Annotated in this window: 28 protein-coding genes; 26 read left to right on the forward strand and 2 right to left on the reverse strand. The window is 62.4% G+C overall.

Annotated features, from left to right (window positions below):
- Positions 1 to 101 precede the first annotated feature (101 nt).
- The 3 genes from CXQ80_RS14120 to CXQ80_RS14130 are packed head-to-tail and all read left to right on the forward strand — an operon-like array spanning position 102 to position 1,781.
- Entirely contained in the window at positions 102 to 857 is a 756-nt protein-coding gene (locus CXQ80_RS14120) for a PFL_4669 family integrating conjugative element protein (RefSeq protein WP_101320512.1), read from the forward strand.
- The gene (locus CXQ80_RS14125) at positions 854 to 1,348 is read left to right on the forward strand and encodes a DUF3158 family protein (RefSeq protein WP_101320513.1); all 495 of its coding nucleotides are present in this window, start codon (positions 854 to 856) and stop codon (positions 1,346 to 1,348) included. Before CXQ80_RS14120 ends, CXQ80_RS14125 begins: the two co-directional genes overlap by 4 nt.
- 4 nt (positions 1,349 to 1,352) lie before the next feature.
- On the forward strand, positions 1,353 to 1,781 hold the full coding sequence (locus CXQ80_RS14130) for a single-stranded DNA-binding protein (protein WP_101320515.1): 429 nt from the start codon (positions 1,353 to 1,355) through the stop codon (positions 1,779 to 1,781).
- 94 nt (positions 1,782 to 1,875) lie between these two features.
- Here the strand turns inward: CXQ80_RS14130 and CXQ80_RS14135 are convergent, their stop codons facing one another.
- On the reverse strand, positions 1,876 to 2,103 hold the full coding sequence (locus tag CXQ80_RS14135) for a hypothetical protein (protein WP_101320518.1): 228 nt from the start codon (positions 2,101 to 2,103) through the stop codon (positions 1,876 to 1,878).
- Between the two features lie 140 nt (positions 2,104 to 2,243).
- On the opposite strand from CXQ80_RS14135, the gene CXQ80_RS14140 reads away from it, so the two are divergent.
- The 13 genes from CXQ80_RS14140 (at position 2,244) to CXQ80_RS14200 (ending at position 13,476) form a co-directional block, all read left to right on the forward strand.
- A complete protein-coding gene (locus CXQ80_RS14140; RefSeq protein ID WP_101320520.1) occupies positions 2,244 to 2,588 on the forward strand; it encodes a helix-turn-helix domain-containing protein in 345 nt (114 codons plus the stop codon).
- 98 nt (positions 2,589 to 2,686) lie between these two features.
- Entirely contained in the window at positions 2,687 to 4,654 is a 1,968-nt protein-coding gene (locus CXQ80_RS14145) for a DNA topoisomerase III (protein WP_101320522.1), read from the forward strand.
- 745 nt (positions 4,655 to 5,399) lie between these two features.
- Positions 5,400 to 5,927 carry an STY4534 family ICE replication protein gene (locus tag CXQ80_RS14150; protein ID WP_101320524.1) on the forward strand — a complete coding sequence of 176 codons (528 nt, stop codon included), beginning with the start codon at positions 5,400 to 5,402 and terminating at the stop codon, positions 5,925 to 5,927.
- A gap of 67 nt (positions 5,928 to 5,994) precedes the next feature.
- Complete coding sequence (locus tag CXQ80_RS14155; protein WP_101320526.1) at positions 5,995 to 6,252, forward strand: hypothetical protein; 258 nt, start codon at positions 5,995 to 5,997, stop codon at positions 6,250 to 6,252.
- A gap of 68 nt (positions 6,253 to 6,320) precedes the next feature.
- A complete protein-coding gene (locus CXQ80_RS14160) occupies positions 6,321 to 6,815 on the forward strand; it encodes a JAB domain-containing protein (protein ID WP_101320528.1) in 495 nt (164 codons plus the stop codon).
- A 65-nt stretch (positions 6,816 to 6,880) separates the two neighbouring features.
- Positions 6,881 to 7,597 (forward strand): hypothetical protein, encoded by a 717-nt coding sequence (locus CXQ80_RS14165; protein WP_101320530.1) that lies wholly within the window; start codon positions 6,881 to 6,883, stop codon positions 7,595 to 7,597.
- A gap of 131 nt (positions 7,598 to 7,728) precedes the next feature.
- The gene (locus CXQ80_RS14170; protein ID WP_101320532.1) at positions 7,729 to 8,238 is read left to right on the forward strand and encodes a PilL N-terminal domain-containing protein; all 510 of its coding nucleotides are present in this window, start codon (positions 7,729 to 7,731) and stop codon (positions 8,236 to 8,238) included.
- Positions 8,235 to 8,903: a hypothetical protein gene (locus CXQ80_RS14175; protein WP_101320534.1), complete on the forward strand. Its 669-nt coding sequence runs from the start codon at positions 8,235 to 8,237 to the stop codon at positions 8,901 to 8,903. Before CXQ80_RS14170 ends, CXQ80_RS14175 begins: the two co-directional genes overlap by 4 nt.
- A 40-nt stretch (positions 8,904 to 8,943) precedes the next feature.
- Positions 8,944 to 9,633: a TIGR03759 family integrating conjugative element protein gene (locus CXQ80_RS14180; protein WP_371918935.1), complete on the forward strand. Its 690-nt coding sequence runs from the start codon at positions 8,944 to 8,946 to the stop codon at positions 9,631 to 9,633.
- Positions 9,615 to 10,169 (forward strand): transglycosylase, encoded by a 555-nt coding sequence (locus CXQ80_RS14185; protein ID WP_101320538.1) that lies wholly within the window; start codon positions 9,615 to 9,617, stop codon positions 10,167 to 10,169. The genes CXQ80_RS14180 and CXQ80_RS14185 overlap by 19 nt, the downstream gene beginning before the upstream one ends.
- On the forward strand, positions 10,166 to 10,585 hold the full coding sequence (locus CXQ80_RS14190; RefSeq protein WP_101320541.1) for an integrating conjugative element protein: 420 nt from the start codon (positions 10,166 to 10,168) through the stop codon (positions 10,583 to 10,585). Before CXQ80_RS14185 ends, CXQ80_RS14190 begins: the two co-directional genes overlap by 4 nt.
- Positions 10,586 to 10,594: 9 nt before the next feature.
- Positions 10,595 to 12,721 (forward strand): type IV conjugative transfer system coupling protein TraD, encoded by a 2,127-nt coding sequence (gene traD / locus CXQ80_RS14195; RefSeq protein WP_101320543.1) that lies wholly within the window; start codon positions 10,595 to 10,597, stop codon positions 12,719 to 12,721.
- A 26-nt stretch (positions 12,722 to 12,747) separates the two neighbouring features.
- Complete coding sequence (locus CXQ80_RS14200; RefSeq protein WP_101320545.1) at positions 12,748 to 13,476, forward strand: TIGR03747 family integrating conjugative element membrane protein; 729 nt, start codon at positions 12,748 to 12,750, stop codon at positions 13,474 to 13,476.
- A gap of 148 nt (positions 13,477 to 13,624) precedes the next feature.
- On the opposite strand, the gene CXQ80_RS14205 is transcribed toward CXQ80_RS14200, so the two are convergent.
- Positions 13,625 to 14,125: a hypothetical protein gene (locus CXQ80_RS14205; RefSeq protein WP_101320547.1), complete on the reverse strand. Its 501-nt coding sequence runs from the start codon at positions 14,123 to 14,125 to the stop codon at positions 13,625 to 13,627.
- Positions 14,126 to 14,457: 332 nt separating this feature from the next.
- On the opposite strand from CXQ80_RS14205, the gene CXQ80_RS14210 reads away from it, so the two are divergent.
- The 10 genes from CXQ80_RS14210 (at position 14,458) to CXQ80_RS14255 (ending at position 22,285) form a co-directional block, all read left to right on the forward strand.
- Positions 14,458 to 14,685, forward strand: coding sequence for a hypothetical protein (locus CXQ80_RS14210; protein ID WP_101320549.1), 228 nt, complete (start codon positions 14,458 to 14,460; stop codon positions 14,683 to 14,685).
- 177 nt (positions 14,686 to 14,862) lie between these two features.
- Positions 14,863 to 15,192, forward strand: a complete 330-nt coding sequence (locus CXQ80_RS14215) for an RAQPRD family integrative conjugative element protein (RefSeq protein WP_371918936.1) — start codon at positions 14,863 to 14,865, stop codon at positions 15,190 to 15,192.
- Entirely contained in the window at positions 15,179 to 15,418 is a 240-nt protein-coding gene (locus tag CXQ80_RS14220) for a TIGR03758 family integrating conjugative element protein (protein WP_101320553.1), read from the forward strand. The genes CXQ80_RS14215 and CXQ80_RS14220 overlap by 14 nt, the downstream gene beginning before the upstream one ends.
- A gap of 15 nt (positions 15,419 to 15,433) precedes the next feature.
- Positions 15,434 to 15,811 (forward strand): TIGR03745 family integrating conjugative element membrane protein, encoded by a 378-nt coding sequence (locus CXQ80_RS14225; RefSeq protein WP_101320555.1) that lies wholly within the window; start codon positions 15,434 to 15,436, stop codon positions 15,809 to 15,811.
- A gap of 10 nt (positions 15,812 to 15,821) precedes the next feature.
- The gene (locus tag CXQ80_RS14230; RefSeq protein WP_101320558.1) at positions 15,822 to 16,223 is read left to right on the forward strand and encodes a TIGR03750 family conjugal transfer protein; all 402 of its coding nucleotides are present in this window, start codon (positions 15,822 to 15,824) and stop codon (positions 16,221 to 16,223) included.
- On the forward strand, positions 16,220 to 16,858 hold the full coding sequence (locus CXQ80_RS14235) for a PFL_4703 family integrating conjugative element protein (protein ID WP_101320561.1): 639 nt from the start codon (positions 16,220 to 16,222) through the stop codon (positions 16,856 to 16,858). The genes CXQ80_RS14230 and CXQ80_RS14235 overlap by 4 nt, the downstream gene beginning before the upstream one ends.
- A complete protein-coding gene (locus tag CXQ80_RS14240; RefSeq protein ID WP_101320563.1) occupies positions 16,858 to 17,664 on the forward strand; it encodes a TIGR03749 family integrating conjugative element protein in 807 nt (268 codons plus the stop codon). Before CXQ80_RS14235 ends, CXQ80_RS14240 begins: the two co-directional genes overlap by 1 nt.
- A complete protein-coding gene (locus CXQ80_RS14245) occupies positions 17,654 to 19,162 on the forward strand; it encodes a TIGR03752 family integrating conjugative element protein (RefSeq protein ID WP_101320565.1) in 1,509 nt (502 codons plus the stop codon). The genes CXQ80_RS14240 and CXQ80_RS14245 overlap by 11 nt, the downstream gene beginning before the upstream one ends.
- Positions 19,125 to 19,544 carry a TIGR03751 family conjugal transfer lipoprotein gene (locus CXQ80_RS14250; protein WP_060498896.1) on the forward strand — a complete coding sequence of 140 codons (420 nt, stop codon included), beginning with the start codon at positions 19,125 to 19,127 and terminating at the stop codon, positions 19,542 to 19,544. Before CXQ80_RS14245 ends, CXQ80_RS14250 begins: the two co-directional genes overlap by 38 nt.
- A complete protein-coding gene (locus CXQ80_RS14255; protein WP_101320567.1) occupies positions 19,544 to 22,285 on the forward strand; it encodes a conjugative transfer ATPase in 2,742 nt (913 codons plus the stop codon). The genes CXQ80_RS14250 and CXQ80_RS14255 overlap by 1 nt, the downstream gene beginning before the upstream one ends.
- Positions 22,286 to 22,482 lie beyond the last annotated feature (197 nt).

Genomic DNA, 22,482 nt, shown 5'->3' on the forward strand with positions numbered 1-22,482 from the left:
TACTACCGGAAAAATGCGACCTGATCATCTTCGTGTTGATGCTCGTAGGCCTTCACGGACCAGGCCATCGTCGGCGTCATTCCGACGGCGAGGTACTGGCGATGGCCGATCACTACCAACTCAACCTGGGGTCCCTGCGCAGCAGCATCACCCTGACCCTGCACACGCATCATGCGGCGCGGCTATGGCAGGGCCGCTCCCGGCGCGAGGGCGTGCATCCCATCCTCGGCATGCCTGGCTATATCGCCGTCACCAATCTGCTCAAGCAAGCCAGCAGCCAGGATGACCCCTACGCCGACTGGTTCATGCTGCAGCTGGAGGAAAAGCTGCTGCAGACCAAGGCCGAGATACGCAATTTGGTCCAACAGGTCAGTCAGGTGGAGCGCGACCTGCCCACCCAGGTCGATGTCGGTGACAACCTCAACATCCACCCAGTGACGCTGCCGCTGTACATCGGCAGTCAGCTCGGATTTCTCGCGGTCTACCTGCTCACCGATTACGACACCCTGGTCCGACGTGTGCTGCTCGCCCACCACACCGCGCTGATCGGCCGGGTCGACATGGAAAGCTGGATCGATGGTGGCGCCCATCACCTGCGCAGCCTGCTCGGCCTGGCCCAGAACTACCGCCTGGCGGGCGTCACTCGGGGGGATATGGCCGCCAACAACGCCCGGGCCCGCGAAGCCCTCGAGAAGTTTGGCACGCCGCCCCTGGACATTCTGGAAGGTACCCGCCGCTCCCAGTTCGCGCCTCCGATTGTGCGCACCAGCGCGGGCTCTGTGACTGAGCCGGCTGAGTCGCTGGAGGCCGAGGCCCCGCCTCTACCGGATGTCTCGGACGAAGGAGGTGACGCGTGACCTTGGCTGAGGCGATTGCCCGACGCTTGTCGACGGATGCCTATCGCGAGTTCGCACAAGGTGCCTCCCTAAAAGGCCTTTTAAAGCCTTTTAAGGGTAAGGGGGAGCTGCAGCAGTTCGCCGACACGCTCCTGCGCCTGCGCACTCGGGTCGCCGAACTGATGGGAGTGATGCTGGCGATCATGGCGCAACCACCCTTCACGTTGCTGGACCTGCGACTGGTCATTCAGCATAGCGCGACGGGTACCGATTTCCTGCGTTGGCGCAGTCCGGACTTTCAGCGCATGGGCGTGCAGGTATGGCAGGCAGCGGTGGTTCATCCGCACCTGCACCCGGAGCTGCGGCAGGCGCTGTACCAACTGGAGATCAACCGCGTGGTGCTGAACCTGCAGATGAGCAGCCTGCAATCGCTGTATCGGCAAGCCAGCAGCGGTGTCTGCAAGCTCCAGGCCGCCGAACACGCCCTTTCCCGTTTCCCCACCGAGGAGTAGCCCCATGAGTACGTTATTTGTTGGCGAAGGCAACATCGGCAGCGTGCCGGAATTTCAAGAGTTCAACACCAACCCGGATGAACCGCGGCGCTTGCTGCGGTTGAACGTCTATTTCGACAACCCGGTGCCGCGCGAAGGCGGTTACGAAGACCGCGGCGGCTACTGGGCCCCGGTCGAGCTGTGGCACCGCGACGCCGAGCACTGGAGCACTTTGTACCAGAAAGGCATGCGCATCCTGGTCGAGGGGCGCACGGTCAAGGAGGAATGGGAGGACAGCGAGGACAATGCGCGGGTGACCTTCAAGGTGGAGGCACGGCGCATCGGCATCCTTCCGCACCGCCTGGCCTCGGTGTCCATGCGTGAAAAGGCGCAGGAAAACGCCGGTTCCGGGCGTAAGGGAGGCGGCAAGAAAGCCCCACGCAAGGCCGGTTGATCAGGTGGTACTCAGTGGAGCGAGCGCCCGCCGCGCGATACCACTGGGGTTCGTACGCCCTGCTCGGCGGGCAATCCCGGCTATCGGCCGCTGTTCAGTTCCGTCGCGACCTCCCTTCCCCATCGCCGTGCAACACGTGCGATACCTCTGCCAGGTACTGGTCCAGGGCAAGGAACGCCTGCCAGTGCTCCGGGCTCTCCTGAACCCAAGCGATCAACGTGGCGCGCGCCTCGGCATTGTCGGGTTCCAGGTGGGTGGCCATGAACAACTCGTAGGCCTTGATCGCGAGCGCATCCGTCTGACTCTGGTTTGATCCGTGCAAGGGCTTGCCTCCGTAGTGACGGGCGGGTCTTACAGGTATTTTCGGTGATACGCCTCATAGGGTTGGCAGTCAACCTTTCAGGTCGTTCATATCTTTGGGTGGCTGGTCGACCATATGGGTCGAATTGGAGAGTGCCCCCATTGCCAGTGAAAGAGCCTAGCCCACATCACATTGGTCGCCAGCTGGCGGAGTACCGTCGCGCCCGCGATCTGACCCAGGCGAAGGTGGGCGAGCACCTGGGGATCTCCGGTGAAGCCGTGTCGCGGCTCGAACGTGGCGAGGTCGAGCTCTCAGTCAGTAAGCTGCTGCGATTGGCCGACCTGTATGGCTGCCCCGCCGATGAGCTGCTGTTGGCCATCAGTCCGCGCCCGCAGGATCAAGGCCAGCAGATCACCTCGATCATCAAGGAACTGAGCGAAGCGGATAAGCAGTTTGCCCTGCAGTTCCTGCAAACGCTGGCCAGCCATCTCGCTCGACGCAGATAGTACTGTCCCCGACGATATGAGCGCGGCGCCATCGCATTTTTGCTAGCGCTCCCTAATGACCCCGCCACCCTGTCGGTACTCACCGAGAGGGCCAAGTCATGCGCCTGTTTATTTGCGAGAAACCATCCCAAGCCCGGGACATTGCCCGCGTTCTGCAGGCCAACCGTCGCGGAGACGGCTGCCTGCAGGGGCAAGGCATCACCGTGACGTGGTGCGTCGGGCATCTGCTGGAAACCGCACCACCGGAAGCCTATGGCGATTACAAGCGCTGGTCACTGGAGCATCTGCCCATCATCCCCGCGCGCTGGAAAGTGGTGGTCAAGCCCAAGGTCGCCAGCCAGCTCAAGGTGATCGGTCAGCTGCTGCGCACCTGCAGCGAAGTGGTCATTGCCACGGATGCAGACCGCGAGGGCGAGATGATTGCCCGAGAGATTCTCGAGCGCTGCCAGTACCAGGGCCCGATTCTGCGCCTGTGGCTGTCCGCGCTCGACGATGCCTCGATCCGCCGCGCCTTGGCCACACTGCGCCCGGGTGAGCAGACGTTACCGCTGTATTACTGCGCGTTGGCCCGTTCCCGTGCCGACTGGCTGGTGGGCATCAACCTGAGTCGGCTGTTCACCCTCCTCGGCCGCCGCGCCGGCTTCGAGGGATTGCTGCCGGTGGGGCGCGTGCAGACGCCGACCCTGCGCCTGGTGGTGGAGCGCGACCGGGCGATCGCGAGCTTTGTGCCGCAGCCGTTCTGGGTTGTCGATGCTCAAATTGAGGCGGAGGGTGTAACCTTCAAAGCGCGCTGGCAGCCACCGGAATCCGCCTGTGACGCTGCTGGCCACTGCATTCAAGAGGTCGCGGCGCAGCAAGCGGCTCACCGCCTGAGCCAGCAGGCGACGACGCGCGTTCAGCGCATTGATGTTGAGCACGCTCGCGAAGGGCCACCGCTACCGTTCGACTTGGGCACCTTGCAGGAGATCTGCTCTGCCAAGCTGGGCCTGGGCGCGCAGGAAACCTTAGCCACCGCACAATCCCTGTACGAAACTCACAAGGCCACGACCTACCCACGCACCGACTGCGGTTACCTGCCCGAGAGCATGCTCGACGAGGTGCCGCGCATCCTTCCGGCCTTGGCCGCCGCCAGCCCATCCCTGGGCAAGATACTGCGAGAGGTCGACCGCTGCCGCCGTTCTCGCGCTTGGAACAGCAGCAATATCACCGCGCACCACGGCATCATCCCCACCGCGGTGGCCCTGGACCTGGCCCAGCTTACGGAACGCGAGCAGGCTGTCTACGCGCTGATCCGCGCCCGCTACCTGGCGCAGTTTCTGCCAGAGCACGAATACCTGAAATCACAGGTGCTGCTGCAGAGCGGGACCGATCAACTGCTGGCCCGCGGCAAGCAGATTCTGGCGCGTGGCTGGAAGGCGGTGATCGACGAAAGTCACAGCGACGAGGGCGGCGAACAGGCCCAGCGTTTGCCCACGCTACGCGAATTCGCCGTGGTGGCGTTGACGGATGCCACGGCCGTGGCCCAGCGTACCCAGCCGCCCAAGGCTTACACGGAGGGCACGTTGGTGAAGGCGATGAAAACCATCGCCAACCAAGTGGCAGACCCGCGGCTCAAGCAGAAGCTCAAAGACAGTTGCGGGCTGGGTACCGAGGCGACCCGCGCGGCGATCATCCAGGGCCTGATCGACCACGGGTATCTGACCAAGAAGAAGCGCAGCCTGGCGGCGTCGGCCGCAGCCCACACCTTGATTGAGGCAGTGCCGCCGGAGGTGGCTGACCCGGTGCTGACGGCACTGTGGGAGCAGGCGCTGGACCGCATCGAAGCGGGGCAATTAAGCGTCGACACCTTTCTTGCCAAGCAGGCGGAATGGTTGACCCGCCTGGTCCGCTCACACGCCTCGCTGAGTCTGCGCCCAGCTCCCGTCAAAGGACCGCACTGCCCGGTCTGCCGCAGCGCTATGCGCCAGCGCAAGGGCCGCACCGGCAACTTCTGGTCGTGTACCCGCTACCCGGACTGCAAGGGCACCAAGCCGGTGGCCAAGTCCAAACGTTCGAAGGATGCGTAACTTGACGCCGGACAGCGGCGCTGGTGTAGTGATCAGGCCCTTCGCCGTTTGGCGACCAAAGACCGATTCGCTCCGGGCAGCTCGGTCGGACTCATAGAGTTCGGAGCCACACTACTCAGCGTCCTCGGATCGCTTCTCAGCGTTTTCTCAAGTTACCCAGGCGGATGACCTGTGCGACTTATGCCAGGTCGTACAGGTCATCCGCTTCGGCGACGATGCTCAGCTCCGGTGCCCGCCGGCGAAACACTGGGCACCTTTTGTGCGCGGATGCGTGCCAGTTGATTCCGACCCAGGCCACGACAAGGGTCGGTTGATTCAGGTGGATCGATAGCGGTGGTTTTGCGACGAACCCCGGTGTCCGATTGCCGGGTCAAGCGTGGTCCAACTCCTCCTAGCCTGACGACCGTCGGGCTATTTTTTCGCCGCTGAGAATCCACTGAGCACCAACCACTTCCGCTTGCCTTGAGCGTGTTAAATCCGCAGTTGACGGGTCTTTCGCGGGGTTTTATAGATGGGCTGCACACCGCTGTCGTTGACAGCGCCCAGGTAGCCAGAACCTTCAAGGCTACGCCCGTTTCGGGTGGTTCTCCCCAAGTGCGATCCGCGTTCGGTAGCTCGCACGGTTACTGCCCCCCGCAGTGATGAGCGCCCTCTAAACGATCACGTTTTTGTACGTCCCCTTGCGGAACTCACCAGCCGCCAGGGCCGGTGGCTGTCCGCGTTTCTGCTCACCAGGAGATCAATCATGACTACTGCAAGCAACAACGCCCCTACCACCTATTTCAACCTGCACACTCAAGGCATCGGTTACTTGAACCGTGTACGTGAAGTCCCGGTTCGCCGTGGGCAAGCGTTCATGGCGTGTGACATCGCCGCCTTGCACGGTGCCGCTGACGACGTCGAGTACACCCGCTTCGACTGCAAGGTCGCCAGCGGTGAAGCCGACCGGCTGATCCGTGAACACCTGGAAGACGTCCGCGCGGAACGCAAAGTTCTTATCGCGTTTCGCATTGGCGACCTTTGGGTTGATCCGTTCATGTACGAGAAAGGCGAGCGCAAGGGGCAACCCGGCGCGAGCCTCAAAGGCCGGTTGATCTTCATCGAATGGATCAAGGTCGATGGCCAGTTCAGCTACCGCGCACCTGCTCGCACCGAGTCCGCTGCGGCCCCTGAGGCTGAAGCGGAAGTGGACGAGGCCGAAACTGATGCCGAACAGCCTCAGCCTGCCTCGGCCGCTGCACGTAAATCCACCGCAGCTCGCCAGTCTGCCTGAGGCAGCTTGACCGGCAACCACAGGCGTTCTTACGAACGCCTGTGGTTCATCTACGTCGGAGGCCGCCATGGAAAGCTTCTGGCTATGCGAGGACTGCTTGCAGGCAGTCGCGTATGACGACTTCAGTGCACTGTCGCTGTACTACAGCGAGGCTGAGATCGACCAACGCATCGCCCATCTGCGCAGCGAAGTGCAGACCTTGGTGCCACTGAGTGCTGATTTCGATCCCTGCACTGGCACCGGCATCGAGGTCTTTTCCACCCGACCGTGCGAGGGCTGCCACAGCCCACTGCACGGCGCTCGACATCGCTTTACGCGTCTGTGACTCACCACTCTCTCACCAGCCTGGGGCTCTCCCCGTGGGGGCGCTCCGTCTCCCACGAGGAATTGCCCATGAACACTGCCCAGAACCGAGTCGAGCGTCTCGACCCTGCATTGGCCCAGCGCGCCCGCGAGGATGCGTTGCTGACCGAAGCGCTGGAATTGCTGGATCAACGTTACTTTCAGCGCGGCGAACAACTGATCACGCCGTGCGATGCAGCGTCCTATCTGAAATTGCAGCTCGCACCCTATCACCATGAGGTGTTTGCCCTGCTCTGCCTGGACTCCCGGCACCGCGTGCTGAGTTTCGACATCCTCTTCACCGGCAGCATCGATGGGGCCTCCGTGTACCCGCGCCAGGTCGTCGTCAAGGCTCTCGAGCACAACGCCGCTGCGGTGATTTTCAGCCACAACCACCCCTCTGGCTGTTCGGAACCGAGCGGCGCCGACAGGGTGCTCACCAACCGCCTGATCGAAGCCTTGGCCCTGGTTGAGGTCCGTGTGCTGGACCACATCATCGTGGGCGAAGGCACGCCGCTGTCGTTGGCCGAATTCGGCTGGATCTGACCATCCCCACCACTTGGAGGGTCACTGCCTGTACGGGGTGACCTTCACCTTCTTGGAGCGCCCCCATGTCCACTTCCCTTCGCAATCCCTTCCTCCGCGGCTTTCAGGACCTGAGCTACGAACGCGTGGTGCAGATCAGCTACGCCGATGATTGCCCACCCTGCTACCGATCCCTTCACCCTGCCCTAAATGACCTGCCGGATAACGGCATCAATTTCCAGCCTTGCCTGTTCGATGATCACTTCGCGGTGATCACCGACGGCGAAAGCGTACCCGAGTTTGTGCGCATGCCATGTCCTGCCGACGGTACCGTCAGCCAGGTGCTGTATCAGGTCACTGGGCTACATCATGGCAAGCGGCAACACGTCAGCGATCTTCCCAGTGAGGAAGCTGCACAGGACTTGATTGACCAGCTGTCCTTCGCAACCGGGCACTACAGCCGCAGTTGGGAAATCAGCAGTGCGCACCTGCCGGCAGAAGAGTTCGAGTATCTGCAGGTATGCGCCTGGTGTCGTTCACACTCGGGCTTCTTCGAGTGCTTCGTGCTGAGCAGCAACAACGCGGTGGGCTGCAAGCTGTACTCGACGCCTTGGCTCAGAAACATTGCCGCGGGCGGCAGCTACTGCTGCATTGAGGAAGTGACTGCACGTCTGCGCGCAGATCATGTGACACCGGTCCTGCTGCGCCTGCTCCTGATGGCCGGTGAAGCAGACACCCGTTTGCTGATCTTCGACCCTGATGCGCGGCCGCTCCCCGACCTGCCGTTGTTCACCGAAGATTGACCTCAAGGCGCCCTCCGGGCGCCTTTTTCATGATTGCGCCAGCATAATCAGGTCGGCGAACTTCGATTTTTCGGTAGGGGCGCGCTCTGGCTTTTCGACAAAGTGTCGGCATCTTTTGTCGAGACCTGTTTATGCATACCTCCACTGTCTTCACGCTCGGACTGATGCTCACGTTGCTGGGCTGCAGCACGCCGCCACCGGCGCCCACCCCGGCACCACCTGTACCGGCCCCGACTGCAGTGGCCAAGCCAAAATCCCCGGTACCCGCCTGGGTCCGACAGGACCGCTACACCCTGGCCCGCACCCGGCCAACGCTGGAGCAGCGCCAACCGCTTTATCAGTTGGTCAACGTCCAGATCGCCCCTGCGCTGCACGCAACGGTCGGTGAGGCACTGCGCCACGTCATGCAGCACTCGGGCTACTCCCTCTGTCCAGACAACCCTGCCGTTGCGCGGTTGTTCCGCCGGCCCTTGCCTGCTGTCCATCACGACCTCGGACCGATCTCACTGCTGGATGCCTTGACCGTCATCGGCGGCTCCGCTTGGCGGCTGGACATTGATCCGGTCGAGCGAAGCGCGTGCTACGCCCTGCGCCTGCCAACACCCGAACCACCGTTTTCGACACTGGAGATCGCACCATGAAGGTTCACCAGTTTCAGGCTCTGGTGATCGGCGCACTGTGCCTCGGTGCAGCCGTCCTCGCTGCTGAAAGCTACAACCAGCACCAGCAACTGGCCGAGCTGCAGAGCGCCGCACGCAATGCGCCGGCCGACCCCAGCCCGTCACTACGTCGCGACATCGGTGAATTGCGCAGCACACTCGCCACGCTGTCGCCACAAGTCGCGGCACTCAAAGACGCACAACACCAGCACACCATCGCGCAGGCAACGCTCGGCCAGCAACTCGACGAGTTGTGGGCTTCCGTCAGGATCCTGCAAGCGGTACCACCAGGACCGAGCAGCGCCGAACTAACCGCCCTGGCGCAACGCATGGGCGCGGCAGAAGTGATACTGGAGAAACTGTCGACCGCCCCTAAAGTGCCGGCCGCCGCTGTGCCCACAACGTCCCCCATCAGCAATCAATCAAAAGCCAAGGCGCCGCAGCCGCCCTTCACCCTGCAGGGTATCGAGACGCGCGGCACCATCAGGTTCGTGGCCGCCCTGCCTGCCGGCGCCCACGCGCTGTCCACCGTGCACCTGCTCCAGCCCGGCGACAGCTTGAACGGTTGGCAACTGCGGGCGATTCGCGAAGGACAGGCCGTGTTCCACGTCCCGGGCCATGGCGATCGCACCCTGCCCATTCCGTGAGGAGGTGAACGTGCCTAGGTATTTCGCTGTTGCGCTCATCCTGCTACCGGCTTACGCGTTCGCCGATCAGGGCTCGAGTGTCGCCAAGCATGTCGACGCTCAGGTGCAGTTTAGCGAGCAGTCGCCGCTGGTGCGGCAGGATTCTGCAGCTGACCAGGCCAAGGCCTGGGGCCTGACGGATGACGAGTGGGCCACGTTTGAACGCCTGCAGACTGGCCCCCGCCATTACTGGACGCCGCAACTTGACCCGCTCACCACCCTGGGTGTCGAGGCCAACTCGGATCAGGAGCGGCAGCGCTACGCCGAGCTGCAGGTCCGCCTGGAAGCCAAGCGTGCCGAGCGCGAACTGGCCTACCAGAAAGCCTACACCGCGGCCTGGGCGCGGCTTTTTCCGAGCCTGCAACCGGTGCAGGGCATGAGCGACGATGCCGGCCCCTCGAGCAGCAGCCGCACGGCGCTTTTCGTGGAAGATCATTGCGCCGCCTGCGTGACCAGTCTGCAGCAATGGCTACAGGCCGGTGCGCATCTGGATGTATACCTGGTCGGCAGCCAAGGCAACGATGCGCGACTGCGCCAATGGGCCAAGGGCGCAGGCATCACCGCCCGCCAGGTCAGCGGCGGCCAGGTCACCTTGAACCATGACCGCGGCCGCTGGTTTGCCCTGGGCGCCAGCCGGCCCTTGCCAGCCCGCTATCAGCAGGTGGATGGAAAATGGCATCGTATCGACTGATCCTCGCCCTGGCGATGGTCGGCGTCGCCGCCGCTCACGCAGGTGTTTTGCCGCCGCCGGCGTATCAATTAGCGGCCGCGCGCGCCGGTATCCCCGCCTCGGTGCTGTTCGCCATTGCCCTGCAGGAGAGTGGCACCCCGCTGCGCGGACAGCTCATGCCTTGGCCCTGGACCCTGAATGTTGCGGGTTTACCGCTGCGGTTTGCCCGGCGCGACGAGGCCTGTGCCGCACTGAGGGAGGCGCTCAGCAGCCACGATCCCAAGCGCATTGATGTCGGGCTGGGCCAGACCAACCTGGGCTATCACCCGGACCGCTATACCAGCGCCTGCGATGCCCTCGATCCCCGCGCCAACCTCGCGGTGACCGCCGAGCTGTTGCGCGCGCACTATGCCGACACCGGTGACTGGGTTGTCGCCGCCGGCCGCTATCACCGGCCCGCCGGCGGTCCCCCTGCGGCACGCTATCGCCGTCAATTCACTCGTCACTGGCAAGGCGTCCAATCCGTCGCGTCGATCCCCGGACGGACACAGCCATGAGCTGTTTACGCTGGGTGGCCCTGGCCCTGTGCAGCTGGCAATCGCTTGCCGCGAGCGCTGAGTCCAGTAGCTCACCCGCCCCCTCCACGCTGAACTGGGTGCTGCCGGTACGCAGCGCTCGCCTCTTGCCCGGAATCGTGCCGCCCAGGGCATTGAGCCTTCCCAGCATGACGCCGCTATTTTTGGTTGGGCAGGACGCTGCTTCCCTGGAGTGGCTGTCGCGACGCGCCCAAGCGTTACAAGAGCTGGGGGCCAACGGGTTGGCAGTCGAGGTCGATGACGCGCGGGCGCTGCGCCGTATACAGACAACAGCGCCCGGGCTGAACATCTGGCCAGTCAGTGGTGACGACATCGCCGAGCGGTTGGAACTGGACCACTACCCGGTCCTGATCACGCCCACCGGTCTGGAACAGTGAGGGCACCTCATGGGCGAGCATGCGATGGAATCCCTGCTGCGACCTGCGGTGGAACTGTACACCGTGGGTATCTGCGCCGGCGCCGGTGCGCTGTGCCTCCATTCGCCTTGGGCCGTGGCCCTATCGCCTGAGGTAGGGACAGGCATGGCGCTGGCCTACACCGCGTTCGGCCTGAAGCGGCTCAACGAAGCGCGGATCGTCCTGCGCTACCGGCGTAACATCCGCCGCCTGCCGCGCTACTCGCTGACCAGCCGGCAGATTCCAGTGAGCAGTAAGCGCCTGTTCATGGGCCGCGGCTTCCGCTGGACGCGCCTGCACACGCAGCGCCTGCTCGAAGCCCAGGACCCGGCGCTGGCCCATTATGTCAACCAGTCGGCTGCCCACCAGTGGGCGCGGCGGATGGAGCAGCTGCTGGAGAAGGCCCCGCCAGGGCTGTCGCTGCTACCTCGTCTGACTGCCTGGGACAGCCCGTTCAACCCCGTGCGTCCGCTGCCATCGGTGGGTGGCTCGCCATTGCTGCACGGCGTCGAACCGAAGGAACAGGAAGCCAGCCTGCCGCTCGGTGAACGCGTTGGCCATACCCTGGTGCTGGGTACTACACGGGTGGGCAAGACGCGCCTGGCCGAGGTGTATATCACTCAGGACATTCACCGACCGGGTCGGGAAGTGGTCATTGTCTTCGACCCCAAGGGCGATGCCGACCTGCTCAAGCGCATGTACGTCGAGGCCCGCCGCGCCGGTCGTGAGCACGAGTTCTATGTGTTCCACCTGGGCTGGCCGGAAATCTCCGCGCGCTACAACGCCATCGGCCGCTTCGGGCGAATTTCAGAGGTGGCCACCCGGATCGCCGGCCAGTTGAGTGGCGAGGGCAACTCGGCGGCCTTCCGGGAGTTCGCCTGGCGTTTCGTCAACATCATCGCCCGGGCGCTAATCGAGCTCGGCCGACGCCCGGACTACCTGCAGATCCAGCGCCATGTGGTGAACATCGATGCGCTGTTTATCGAGTATGCCCAGCACTTCTTCGCCCGCCATAATCCGCAGGCCTGGGAAGCGATCGTGCAGATCGAGGGCCGACTGAACGAGAAGAATATCCCGCGGCACATGGTTGGTCGGGAAAAGCGCGTGGTTGCCATCGAGCAGTACCTGACCTCCAAGCGTATTTTCGACCCCGTCATGGACGGCCTGCGCTCGGCCGTGCGCTACGACCGCACGTACTTCGACAAGATTGTCGCGTCGCTGCTACCACTGCTGGAAAAACTCACCAGCGGCAAGACGGCGCAGCTGCTGGCGCCGAACTATTCCGACCTGGACGACCCGCGGCCGATCTTCGACTGGCTGCAGGTCATCCGCAAACGCGGCATCGTCTACGTCGGCCTGGACGCGTTGTCCGATGCGGAAGTGGCCGCAGCCGTCGGTAATTCGATGTTCGCGGACCTGGTCTCAGTTGCCGGCCACATCTACAAGCACGGCATCGATCACGGCTTGCCGGGCGCCTCCAGCGCGGCGGACAAAGTGCCGATCAACCTGCACGCCGACGAGTTCAACGAACTGATGGGGGATGAATTCATCCCGCTGATCAACAAGGGCGGCGGTGCCAGTATCCAGGTCACCGCCTACACCCAGACCTTGAGCGACATCGAGGCACGTATCGGCAACCGGGCCAAGGCCGGCCAGGTCATCGGCAACTTCAACACCCTGCAGATGCTGCGGGTACGGGAAACCGCCACGGCTGAATTGCTGACCAACCAGTTGCCCAAGGTCAACGTGCAGACACGCACCCTGGTCTCCGGCGCCACGGACACCGCCGACCCTGATGCCCATACCGACTTCACCTCCTCCTCGCAGGATCGGGTCACCACCACTGCGGTACCGCTGATCGAACCCGCGCACATCATCGCCCTACCCAAGGGGCAAATGTTCTCGTTCCAGGAAGGCGGCCAACTGTGGAAGGTGCGCATGCCACTGCCGCAGCCAGCCAGCGACGATGCGATGCCTGCGGATCTGCAGGCCCTGGCTGCGCGCATGCGCGAATCGTACAACGCCAACGCGGGGAGTTGGTGGATTAGCGCGGGAGGTGCACCCACGGCCGATTTCGATCCCGAGATGCCTCCTCCAGGGCGCAGGCACGCGTCGTAAGCGAGCGGGTACCGCGGAGCCCCACTATGCCGACCACTCCAGCCAGCCAACCTCCTGTGCAAAGACGTCCGGGGCTGATCTTCGGCACGCTTGAGCTTTGTCTACGGCTGCTCGGTTTACTGTTCGCTTCGCTGATCTTCTCCATCGTTCTGGAATTCGTGGGCATGTTGTGGTTCTGGCCCGAGCAGGGCTGGCATCACAGCCATGCCATGTGGCTCAGTGAGTTGGGATGGCTCAGCGATCACTTCAAAAATTCGCTGCTAGTGGAGGAGCCCGCGCAAGCCACTGCCAAAGTCCTTCAGCACCTGAACGAATGGGTTGTGGTCCGCTCCGGCTGGGCGCAATCAGACACTCAGCTGAAGCTCCTGAGTCACGAAATGTCAGTACAAGGCCAGTTTGCTCAAGCCTATGTCGTGCTGCAGGACTACCTATTGGCCGCCTTTTTCACCGTTTTGACCTTCGTCGTGCGCCTGGCCGTCCTCACCCTGGCCATGCCCCTATTCCTGCTCGCCGTGATTACCGGCGCGGTCGATGGCTTGATGCGCCGCGATCTTCGCAAATTCAGCGCCGACCGCGAGAGCAGCTTCGTCTACCATCGAGCGAAGCGGGCATTGTTGCCATTGATGGTAAGCCCTTGGGTGATCTACCTCTCCCTTCCCACCTCAGTAAATCCCAATTGGGTGTTACTACCATGCGCTGCATTGCTTGGGTGGATGGTGTCAATCACCGCTACAACCTTCAAAAAATACCTTTGACTGCACGCTATTGACCCAGAGCGGGCAACAATTAAAGAAAGAATTATTTTGAAAATCTATACGCACAGTAATAAAAGAAACAAACTCACATACCCCAGCACAAGCGCGGAGGGCCTGAACAACTCAATATGTTCCAGAACAAAATCAATTACCAATCGATATTCATGCCGCGACAGATGAAGGAGATTGCCAGGAATAAAAATCCAACACCGAAGCCAGTCCCCTTAGGGCATCTGATTAAAAAACGCGCAAGCGAGAGTTTCAACAATGAAAAGGCGAATGGCACTCCATCCTCACATATAGAGGCGAACAGCACATTCGCGCTTGAGAACAGCGCCAGCATTGAAATCAATACAAGCAGCAGTATCACCCAGACATTAAGCCAGGTCTCGGCGACTGGAATTACATATAAGGCTATCGCAAGACTAATCGAGAAAATTGCAAATACTTTTGCAATAGCTGATCGATTTGTTCTAGCTTTCAAATATGTCGAAGTAAGAAATTCCTGCTCGCTTCGCTGCAATTGATGAAGATGCCTTTTCAAAAATCCATTTAAGCGCCCCCGCTGATCTTCAGTCAAAAAATAGTCGAGCCCCATAAATACTGACGCCACCACCTGCAGCACCAGTATGTATTTCTCCTGAATCACTACTCTAACCTCAAAAAATGAAAATTTATTTCGACTCACTATCGGCAAGCTCGAAAAATTCTTTAGCCCGGGGCTTCCATTGTATCTCAAGCCGCCATTCACTTACGCCACCCCAGCTCTACTTAACTGGCCCGAGTCTTCATAGCGACACTGGCGGACTTGGGCCTTTTAAAGTAGCTAGTTATTTTAAAGCATAGGATTCGCAATCTAACATACACCACTCAAATATCTAATTGACTCTGACTTCCAGGCAACCGGCTCAGTACTAACACCGGCGATGTCAACTTGATCTGCTTTCCCGCCGCGCCGGCCGAAGATGGGGATCATCAGCGATGACCGGCAAAGTCTTTGGCCATATCGACCCGGAAACCAGCATCGCCCTCAACATCTTCTTCACCGAGGGCCGCAGCTCGCTGATCGTGCAGGCCTATTTGGCCTGGCCCTTGATCCTCACTGCTCACCGCCAGCCGGTACTACCATCGACGCCTTTCACTTGGGTCGCAGGCAGGCCAACCTGGGACAGGCTGTGGCTGGACAGATGCTGGGGATCTGGGGGTTAAATCAAGATCTGGCAGCGCCAGGCGCGATTCAAGGTTTTAGGCTGAAGCGACTCGCCCCAGCTATTGAAAATCCAGTCAACTCACTAAAACCGAACTCTCTACATTCCCTTTAGCACATGCCAATGCCAGCTTAAATGAGCAAGGTGGAGCCCAGATACTCAGCTGGATTCCGCCATGATGCTTTTCCCCTACTCCTTACTAATAACCTGCTTAATTGCCGCCACGGCCTCCGCTCAAGACGTGCGCGAGCGCTCGGACCTTAGTCTGGTGCAGCGGCAGATCACTGCCATCGAACTGTTAGCTGATCGCGCAAACCGCTCAGTCGATATCGCAGGGGCCCGCTATCGCTTCGATTATCCAAGGTTCACCGCTGACCTTGACAGAGTAAGGCAAGGGATCAGCAAGTACCTTTCGCCTTCCCGAGCGCAGCCAGCTGACTTGGTCGAGTTGATTGGGGATTACCGTGCTGAAGCACATGACTCGAGTCTATCCAATGAGCATGACTGACGCCCAACTGAGCGCGTTCTCCGCGGTGGCCGGGTTTACGCCGCAGCTCAGCTCGCTGCTATGGCGCTCATCCGTACTAGTGCTCGCATTGCTCTGGTGCGCCTGGGCGCTTTGGACCGGCTACCGCGGCTGGGCCGCTGGTAACGTCACGTTCGGTGCACTCGGCGGCAGCACGCTACGCCTGACACTCGCCCTGATCGTGCTGATGTTTTTCATGCTGTCGTGAATAAGAGGCCTTGCCATGAATACCTCACGCCGTTGCCATCGCCCGCTTCTAAAGCTGCGGGCTACCTGCTCGAAAGCTCTGTTCGCCGGCATGGTGCTACTGAGTTCGACGCTCGCTTGGGCTGACCTACCGACCATGGAAGCGCCCTCTCGCGGTGAAGGTTCAGGACTGATCGATACCATTAAGAACTACGCCTACGACGGCGGTATCCTGCTCGGCCTGCTGATCGCCACCCTCGCCTTTCTCGGCGTGGCCTGGCATTCGCTCACCGTCTACGCCGATGTGCAGAACCAGCGCAAGACCTGGAAAGACCTCGGCGCAGTGGTCGGCGTCGGCGCACTGCTGGTGGTGGTGATCCTGTGGTTCCTCACCAAGGCCGCGACAATTCTGTGAGGCCCTTCTCATGTCCGACACCCCTGCCACGCTGCCTGACGGCACACTGACCTTCCTGCCGGAACGCCTCAACCGTGATCCGGCCGTCCTACGCGGCCTCACCAACGACGAGATGTGGGTAGCCCTGATCGTCGGTGCCGGGCTTGGTGTGATCATCGGTGCGCCGCTGGCGGTGGCTACCGCCTCCATCGCCACCCTCCCCACCTGCATGTTCCTCTGCATGGCATTGGTGTTGCTCGGCGGCGGCAAGCTTCTGCGCCGGGCCAAGCGTGCTCGCCCCGAGACCTGGTTGTATCGGCGCCTGCAGTGGCACCTGGCGGTGCATTGGGGCATCGGCACCCACCAGCTGATCCTGCATTCGGGGACGTGGACCGTGCGCCGGACTCGCCGGCATAAGAGGGCCCACCCATGAGCCGCTTCCGCAACAAGGTGGATGCGCAGCAGGCGCATATTCTCAGCCTGCGCCTTGCCGTGGCCATCCTGGCGCTGCTGTGCGGTGGCCTGTGGTACGGCTGGCAGGCCGCGCCCTCCGAGCTCACCATTCATGTACCGCCTGATCTGCGCTCAGGCAGCACGCGCAAGTGGTGGGATGTGCCGCCCGAGAACATCTACGCCTTCGCCCTGTACATCTTCGGCCAACTCAACCGCTGGCCCACCGACGGTGAGGTCGACTACCACCGCGCCATCTTTGCTCTGCAGCCCTACCTGACGCCCGCGTGCAAGACGTTCTTCGACGGTGATTTCGAATACCGCAAGGCTGCCGGCGAACTGCGTGGCCGGGTGCGAGGGGTGTATGAGGTGCTCGGCCGCGGCTACAGCGACGACCCCGATCTGCGGGTGAAGCAACTGGACAAGCACAGCTGGCTGGTCAAGCTCGACCTCAATGCCGACGAGTACTACTCCGCCGAACCTGTGAAGCGCGTGGTGGTGCGGTATCCGCTGCGGGTGGTGCGCTTCGACGTCGACCCCGAGCGCAACAAGTGGGGCCTGGCCCTGGACTGCTATGAAGGCACACCGCAGAAGCTGACGCTGCCGGGAGGTGCGTGATGATGCGTGTCTTGATCCTAATTCTGGTGATGGCCAGCGCCTGGTGTTCAGCGGTCGGCGCCGTCGAGGTTAAATACTGGGACCGCCTGCCCTTGGCCGTTCCGCTCACGGTGGGCCAAGAGCGGGTCCTGATGCTCGATGAAGACGTTCGCGTTGGACTGCCCAGTGCGATCGCCAGCAAGCTGCGCGTGCAGTCGGTCGGCGGGACGGTGTACCTGCGCGCTGCGGAAGCGCTCCCCCCTACCCGGCTGCAACTGCAGTCCGTGAAGTCGGGCGACATCATCCTGGTTGACATCGAGGCGCTCGAGGGCAGTGAGGTACTGGAGCCAGTCAGGATCGTGGCCCAGGTTCAGGCGCCGGACGCGCAGACCGAGAAGGATGCAGCCCCCGTGGCGACGCCGATCCCAGTGGTGCTGACCCGTTATGCCGCGCAGAACCTGTATGCGCCTCTGCGGACCGTGGCGCCACTACCTGGTGTGCGGCGGGTGCCGCTGAGCGACTCCATCACATTCAGCACCTTGCTGCCCACCGAGCGGGTTTCAATCAAAGCGCTTGCGGCGTGGCGGTTGGGCGATTACTGGGTAACGGCGGTAAAGATCCTGAATCGCGGCTCTGGCAAGGTCGCGCTGGACCCGCGTCACCTGCAAGCCACGCTGTACGCCGCGACGTTCCAGCACGCAGACCTTGGCCTCGCCGGCACGCCTGAGGACACCACCGTGGCCTACCTCGTCACCCGCGGCGGCGACCTGAAGCACGCGCTGCTACTGCCACCACCAACGCCAGGGGCTGCCGATCATGAAAGCTAACGGCCTGCTGAAGTGGTTGGCGCCCGGGGTCCTGCTGGGCATCGTACTGATCATCTTCAAATCCTGGATGGCTGCTCCGGACGGCCAGCCCGCGCACGATCCGGACAAAACTACGCTCAGCGCGGAACAGGCCAAGGCCCTAGGCATCGCGGGCGATACCCCGCGCGACACCGTGGCTACGCTGATTGGCCAGGTCAAGGCGATGCGTAGCGAGATGCAGACGCTGAAGAAAGGCAACGATGCGCTGCAAACCGAGAACAACCGGCTGCGCTCGCGCGATGGCAATATCGACACGCGCATCCAGAGCACCTTGAGCAACGTCACCCAGCAGGTCACCGAACAGCGCCAGCAGGCCAACGATGCCCGGCAGAAGGCCGAACAGCAGCACCGCGAAACCCAGGGCCTGCTGTCCAGGCTCAAGGACCAGCTCACCAGCAAGCCGGCCGCGAAGTCGGATGTCCCCGCAGGTTTTGGCCTTGAGCCAGGCGACGAGCAACAGTTCTCGAGGGCTCAGCAGCCGGCTGACGCGATGCAGTGGATCGAGCCATCGAATGCGCGCGCCGGCCGGGACGACGCCAGCAAAGCTGACGGTCCGCTGTCATCGCTGACGTCGACGTTCCAGGACCTGCACGGTCTGGACAACAACGCCATTGATCGTGGCCAGGACCGCTTGCGTGCCGTCGCCAAAGGCGAGCGTGACTCGGAGAATGCCCAGGATCGCACCGAAGACGCTCGGCCCGTTTACACCCTCCCCGAAAACTCGACGCTGATGGGCTCGATCGCCATGACCGCGCTGATTGGCCGGGTCCCGGTAGACGGCACCGTGAACGACCCTTATCCGTTCAAGGTGCTGGTGGGCCCGGACAACCTCACCGCTAACGGCATCGACCTGCCGGACGTGGTCGGCGCGGTCATGAGCGGTACCGCCGCTGGCGACTGGACGCTGTCCTGCGTTCGCGGCCAGGTCGAGTCGATCACCTTTGTCTTCAGCGATGGCACCGTCCGCACGGTGCCACAGCCGCAGAAGGTCGTCAGCCGCAATCGCAGCAGCGCCCAGACCTCGGACACCGAGAAGATCCGTGGCGGGCTTGGCTATATCTCCGATACCTACGGCATTCCCTGTATTTCTGGGGAGCGCCGCTCCAACGCCCAGCAATACCTGGGCAGCCAGAGCCTGATCACCGCGGCCGGCGCCGGCTTCGCCGCGGGCCTGGGCAGCGAGCAGACCAACACCTCGTTCATCAACTCGGCCAGCGGCAGCCTGGGGTTGACCCAGAACAGCGTTAACAGCGCGCTGAACTCAGTCATCAGCGGTGGCATTGGAGATATCCGTGAGTGGATCAACAAGCTCTATGGCGAAGCCTTCGCCGCCATCTACGTGCCGCCCGGGGCCAAGGTGGCGCTGCACCTGGATCACGAAATCAGCATCGACTACGAGCCGAAAGGCCGGAGAGTGAACCATGAAAGCCCATCCGTTTCGGTACTGGATCTGGATTAGTCTGCTGCTCGCCCTGCACCTGAGCGGCTGCTCCACCAGCAAGGAGGAAATGCTGCCCCACGGCGATCAAACCATGCTGGACATCTGGAATGGCGGTGGCTCCGTCGGTTCCCAACAGCAGTTGCAGGAAGCGCGTGGCGAACTGCGCCGGCCAGTGCTCGACCCTGAGCGCCTGATAGGCGACCAAAGCGCTTACACGCGCACCGCCGCCAACGAGATCCGCGCCCAGTTCCCGCGCCTGCCCAATCCGGACCTGGTCATGTACGTGTACCCGCACCTGGCCGGTACCCAGCAGACCCCGGTACCTGGTTACTCGACCGTGTTCCCGCTGTACGAGAAGGTCCAGTACGCGCTGCCCGGCGAACGCCTGGACGATCTGTGATGGCCGATGACCCGAGTTACGACCCGCCGCGCTGGAAGCCCTGGCACACTGCACAGCGCCGGCGCGCGACGCTTGCCGACGAGTCCGCCCAGTATGCGCACAATCCCAGCTTTACCGATCACCTGCCTTGGGTCGAATACCTCGAGGATGAGCAGTGCGTTCTGCTCGATGACAACCGTTCTGTGGGCGCGGTGTTTGAACTGCAGCCGATCGGTACCGAGGGTCGTGAGCCCGAGTGGTTGATGGCGGCCCGCGACGCCCTGGAAGATGCGTTGCAGGACAGCTTCGACGAACTGGACCAGGCGCCCTGGGTGGTGCAGTTCTTCTGCCAGGACGACAGTGACTTTTCCCCCTTCCTCGAACGCCTGGAGCGCTATATCGCGCCCCGCGCCCGCGGCACACCATTCACCCAGGCCTTCTTCACGTCGATGCAGCGTCACCTCGACGCCATTGCTAAACCGGGTGGGCTGTTCGATGACCATGTCGTGTCCCACCTGCCCTGGCGCGGCAGCAATCGGCGGATTCGCCTGGTGGTCTACCGCTGGCTCGGGGACCAGGGTGACGAAGATGGGCAGAGCCCGACTCAGCTGCTGAGCCGCACCTGCGACCGCCTGGTGGCCTCGCTGCAGGCCTGCGGGGTCAGCCCTCGACGGTTGACCGGACGCGACTTCTACGCCTGGTTGCTACCCTGGTTCAACCCGTCTCCGGCCCTCACCGGCGAATCCCCCGCGGCGTTCTATCGACGCGTGCCCTATCCGGAGACGGACGATGGCGAAGAGCTGCCGCTGCCGTTCGACCACGATTTCGCCGAGCGGCTGTTTTTCCAGGAACCGCGCTCTGATATAGAACAGGGCCTCTGGTACTTCGATCAACAGCCTCATACGGTGATGGTGGTCGACAAGCTGCGCCGGCCGCCGCATATCGGCCAGCTGACCGGGGAAACGCGCAAAGGAGAGGCGTTGAACGCCTTATTCGATCAATTACCCGAGCAGGCGGTGATGAGCCTGACCCTCGTGATCACGCCCCAGGATGTGCTCGAGGAGCAACTCAACCGCCTGGCACGTAAAGCCATCGGCGAGAACCTCGCCTCAACCCAAACCCGCCAAGACGTGGAAGAAGCCCGCGCGCTGATCGGGCGCCAGCACAAGTTGTACCGAGGCACCTTGGCGTTGTATCTGCGTGGAACCGATGAACAGCAGCTGCGCCAGCGCTCGACTCAGGCCGCCAACGTACTGCTCGGCGCCGGCCTGCAGCCGGTGCGCGAGGGCGACGAAGTGGCCGCCTGCAACAGCTACCTGCGCTGGCTGCCGATGGTCTACAACCCGGCACGAGACACGCGCAACTGGTACACCCGCCTGTTGTTCGCCCAGCACGTCGCCAACCTGTTGCCGCTGTGGGGGCGCAGCATCGGCACCGGTAATCCAGGCGTCACCTTCTTCAACCGTGGGGGGGCACCGCTGTCGTTTGACCCGTTGTCACGTTTCGACCGCTCGATGAATGGCCACCTGCTGTTGTTCGGTCCGACCGGCGCCGGCAAATCGGCCACCCTGGTCTCGATCCTGATGCAGGTCATGGCCGTGTACCGGCCGAGGCTGTTCATCGTTGAAGCGGGCAACTCCTTTGGCCTGCAGGGCGACTACTTCGCCACGCTCGGCTTGTCCGTCAACAAGGTCCAGCTCAAACCCGGCAGTGGCCTAAGCCTAGCGCCGTTTGCCGATGCCCGTCGGCTGATCGAGCACCCGGACAAGGTGGCCAGCCTGTCGACCGAAGACCTGGATGAAACGGCGCCAGACAGTGATGAGCAGCGTGACGTGTTGGGCGAGTTGGAGATCACCGCGCGGCTGATGATCACCGGTGGTGAAGCCAAGGAAGAGGCGCGCCTGACCCGCGCTGATCGCAGCCTGGTCCGCGAGTGCATCCTCGATGCCGCCCAGCACTGCGCCGCGACCGAACAACAGGTGCTGACGCGCCATGTGCGCGATGCCCTACGCCAGGTCGCCAAAGACGCCCATTTGCCGGACAAACGCCGTGAGCGCGCTCAGGAAATGGCCGAGTCCATCGACCTTTTTTGCCAGGGTTTTGAGGGCGCGCTGTTTGACCGGCCGGGCACGCCCTGGCCAGAGAGCGATGTGACGATCGTCGACCTCGCCACCTACGCCCGTGAGGGCTACGAAGCGCAGATGTCGATCAGCTACATCAGCCTGATGAACACGGTGAACAACCTCGCCGAGCGCGACCAGTACCTCGGGCGGCCGCTCATCATGGTCACCGATGAGGGCCACATCATCACCAAGAACCCGTTGCTGGCCCCCTTTGTGGTCAAGGGCACGAAGATGTGGCGCAAGTTGGGCGCCTGGTTCTGGCTGGCAACGCAGAACCTGGCCGACTTCCCCGACGCGGCGCAGACCATGCTCAACATGATCGAGTGGTGGATCTGCCTGAACATGCCGCCGGCGGAAATCGAGGAAATCGCCCGCTTCAAGAAACTCACGCCGGCGCAAAAGGCGCTGCTGCTCTCCGCGAGCAAGGCCTCGGGCAAGTACACCGAGGGCGTAGTCCTGTCGAAGAACCTGGAAACACTGTTCCGCGCGGTGCCGCCGAGCCTGTACCTCGCACTGGCCATGACTGAGCCCGAGGAAAAAGCCCAACGCTGGCGATTGATGGAAGAGCACCAGCAGTCCGAGCTGGAGGCCGCCCTCCAAGTTGCGGTAGAGATTGATCGCCTGCGCGGCATGTTTTGAGTAAGAAAAGCACCAATTCAGCAGCTACAGCTGCGAGGCGTAGTGACTGCTTAGGACCCAGGCTGTGTGAAAACCCAAACGTATTCTCAGAACTTAAGCCTTGAATCGTCACCGCGATAACTTGACTGACGCAACGCCTGGCCGACTTTTCGTTGCAGTCCCCCATACCGCCAACGCCAGCAGAATGGTAAAATTCC

Source organism: Pseudomonas sp. 02C 26, from assembly GCF_002843585.1.
In the GTDB taxonomy this organism is placed as follows: Bacteria; Pseudomonadota; Gammaproteobacteria; order Pseudomonadales; family Pseudomonadaceae; genus Aquipseudomonas; species Aquipseudomonas shirazensis.

Excerpts from the sequence above, each read along its gene's own strand:
- CXQ80_RS14120 (WP_101320512.1), top strand. The coding sequence starts at position 102 with ATGGCCGATCACTACCAACTCAACCTGGGGTCCCTGCGCAGCAGCATC.
- CXQ80_RS14130 (WP_101320515.1), top strand. The coding sequence starts at position 1,353 with ATGAGTACGTTATTTGTTGGCGAAGGCAACATCGGCAGCGTGCCGGAA.
- CXQ80_RS14145 (WP_101320522.1), top strand. The coding sequence starts at position 2,687 with ATGCGCCTGTTTATTTGCGAGAAACCATCCCAAGCCCGGGACATTGCC.
- CXQ80_RS14150 (WP_101320524.1), top strand. The coding sequence starts at position 5,400 with ATGACTACTGCAAGCAACAACGCCCCTACCACCTATTTCAACCTGCAC.
- CXQ80_RS14155 (WP_101320526.1), top strand. The coding sequence starts at position 5,995 with ATGGAAAGCTTCTGGCTATGCGAGGACTGCTTGCAGGCAGTCGCGTAT.
- CXQ80_RS14160 (WP_101320528.1), top strand. The coding sequence starts at position 6,321 with ATGAACACTGCCCAGAACCGAGTCGAGCGTCTCGACCCTGCATTGGCC.
- CXQ80_RS14165 (WP_101320530.1), top strand. The coding sequence starts at position 6,881 with ATGTCCACTTCCCTTCGCAATCCCTTCCTCCGCGGCTTTCAGGACCTG.
- CXQ80_RS14170 (WP_101320532.1), top strand. The coding sequence starts at position 7,729 with ATGCATACCTCCACTGTCTTCACGCTCGGACTGATGCTCACGTTGCTG.
- CXQ80_RS14175 (WP_101320534.1), top strand. The coding sequence starts at position 8,235 with ATGAAGGTTCACCAGTTTCAGGCTCTGGTGATCGGCGCACTGTGCCTC.
- CXQ80_RS14185 (WP_101320538.1), top strand. The coding sequence starts at position 9,615 with ATGGCATCGTATCGACTGATCCTCGCCCTGGCGATGGTCGGCGTCGCC.
- CXQ80_RS14190 (WP_101320541.1), top strand. The coding sequence starts at position 10,166 with ATGAGCTGTTTACGCTGGGTGGCCCTGGCCCTGTGCAGCTGGCAATCG.
- traD (WP_101320543.1), top strand. The coding sequence starts at position 10,595 with ATGGGCGAGCATGCGATGGAATCCCTGCTGCGACCTGCGGTGGAACTG.
- CXQ80_RS14200 (WP_101320545.1), top strand. The coding sequence starts at position 12,748 with ATGCCGACCACTCCAGCCAGCCAACCTCCTGTGCAAAGACGTCCGGGG.
- CXQ80_RS14210 (WP_101320549.1), top strand. The coding sequence starts at position 14,458 with ATGACCGGCAAAGTCTTTGGCCATATCGACCCGGAAACCAGCATCGCC.
- CXQ80_RS14215 (WP_371918936.1), top strand. The coding sequence starts at position 14,863 with ATGCTTTTCCCCTACTCCTTACTAATAACCTGCTTAATTGCCGCCACG.
- CXQ80_RS14220 (WP_101320553.1), top strand. The coding sequence starts at position 15,179 with ATGAGCATGACTGACGCCCAACTGAGCGCGTTCTCCGCGGTGGCCGGG.
- CXQ80_RS14225 (WP_101320555.1), top strand. The coding sequence starts at position 15,434 with ATGAATACCTCACGCCGTTGCCATCGCCCGCTTCTAAAGCTGCGGGCT.
- CXQ80_RS14230 (WP_101320558.1), top strand. The coding sequence starts at position 15,822 with ATGTCCGACACCCCTGCCACGCTGCCTGACGGCACACTGACCTTCCTG.
- CXQ80_RS14235 (WP_101320561.1), top strand. The coding sequence starts at position 16,220 with ATGAGCCGCTTCCGCAACAAGGTGGATGCGCAGCAGGCGCATATTCTC.
- CXQ80_RS14240 (WP_101320563.1), top strand. The coding sequence starts at position 16,858 with ATGATGCGTGTCTTGATCCTAATTCTGGTGATGGCCAGCGCCTGGTGT.
- CXQ80_RS14245 (WP_101320565.1), top strand. The coding sequence starts at position 17,654 with ATGAAAGCTAACGGCCTGCTGAAGTGGTTGGCGCCCGGGGTCCTGCTG.
- CXQ80_RS14250 (WP_060498896.1), top strand. The coding sequence starts at position 19,125 with ATGAAAGCCCATCCGTTTCGGTACTGGATCTGGATTAGTCTGCTGCTC.
- CXQ80_RS14255 (WP_101320567.1), top strand. The coding sequence starts at position 19,544 with ATGGCCGATGACCCGAGTTACGACCCGCCGCGCTGGAAGCCCTGGCAC.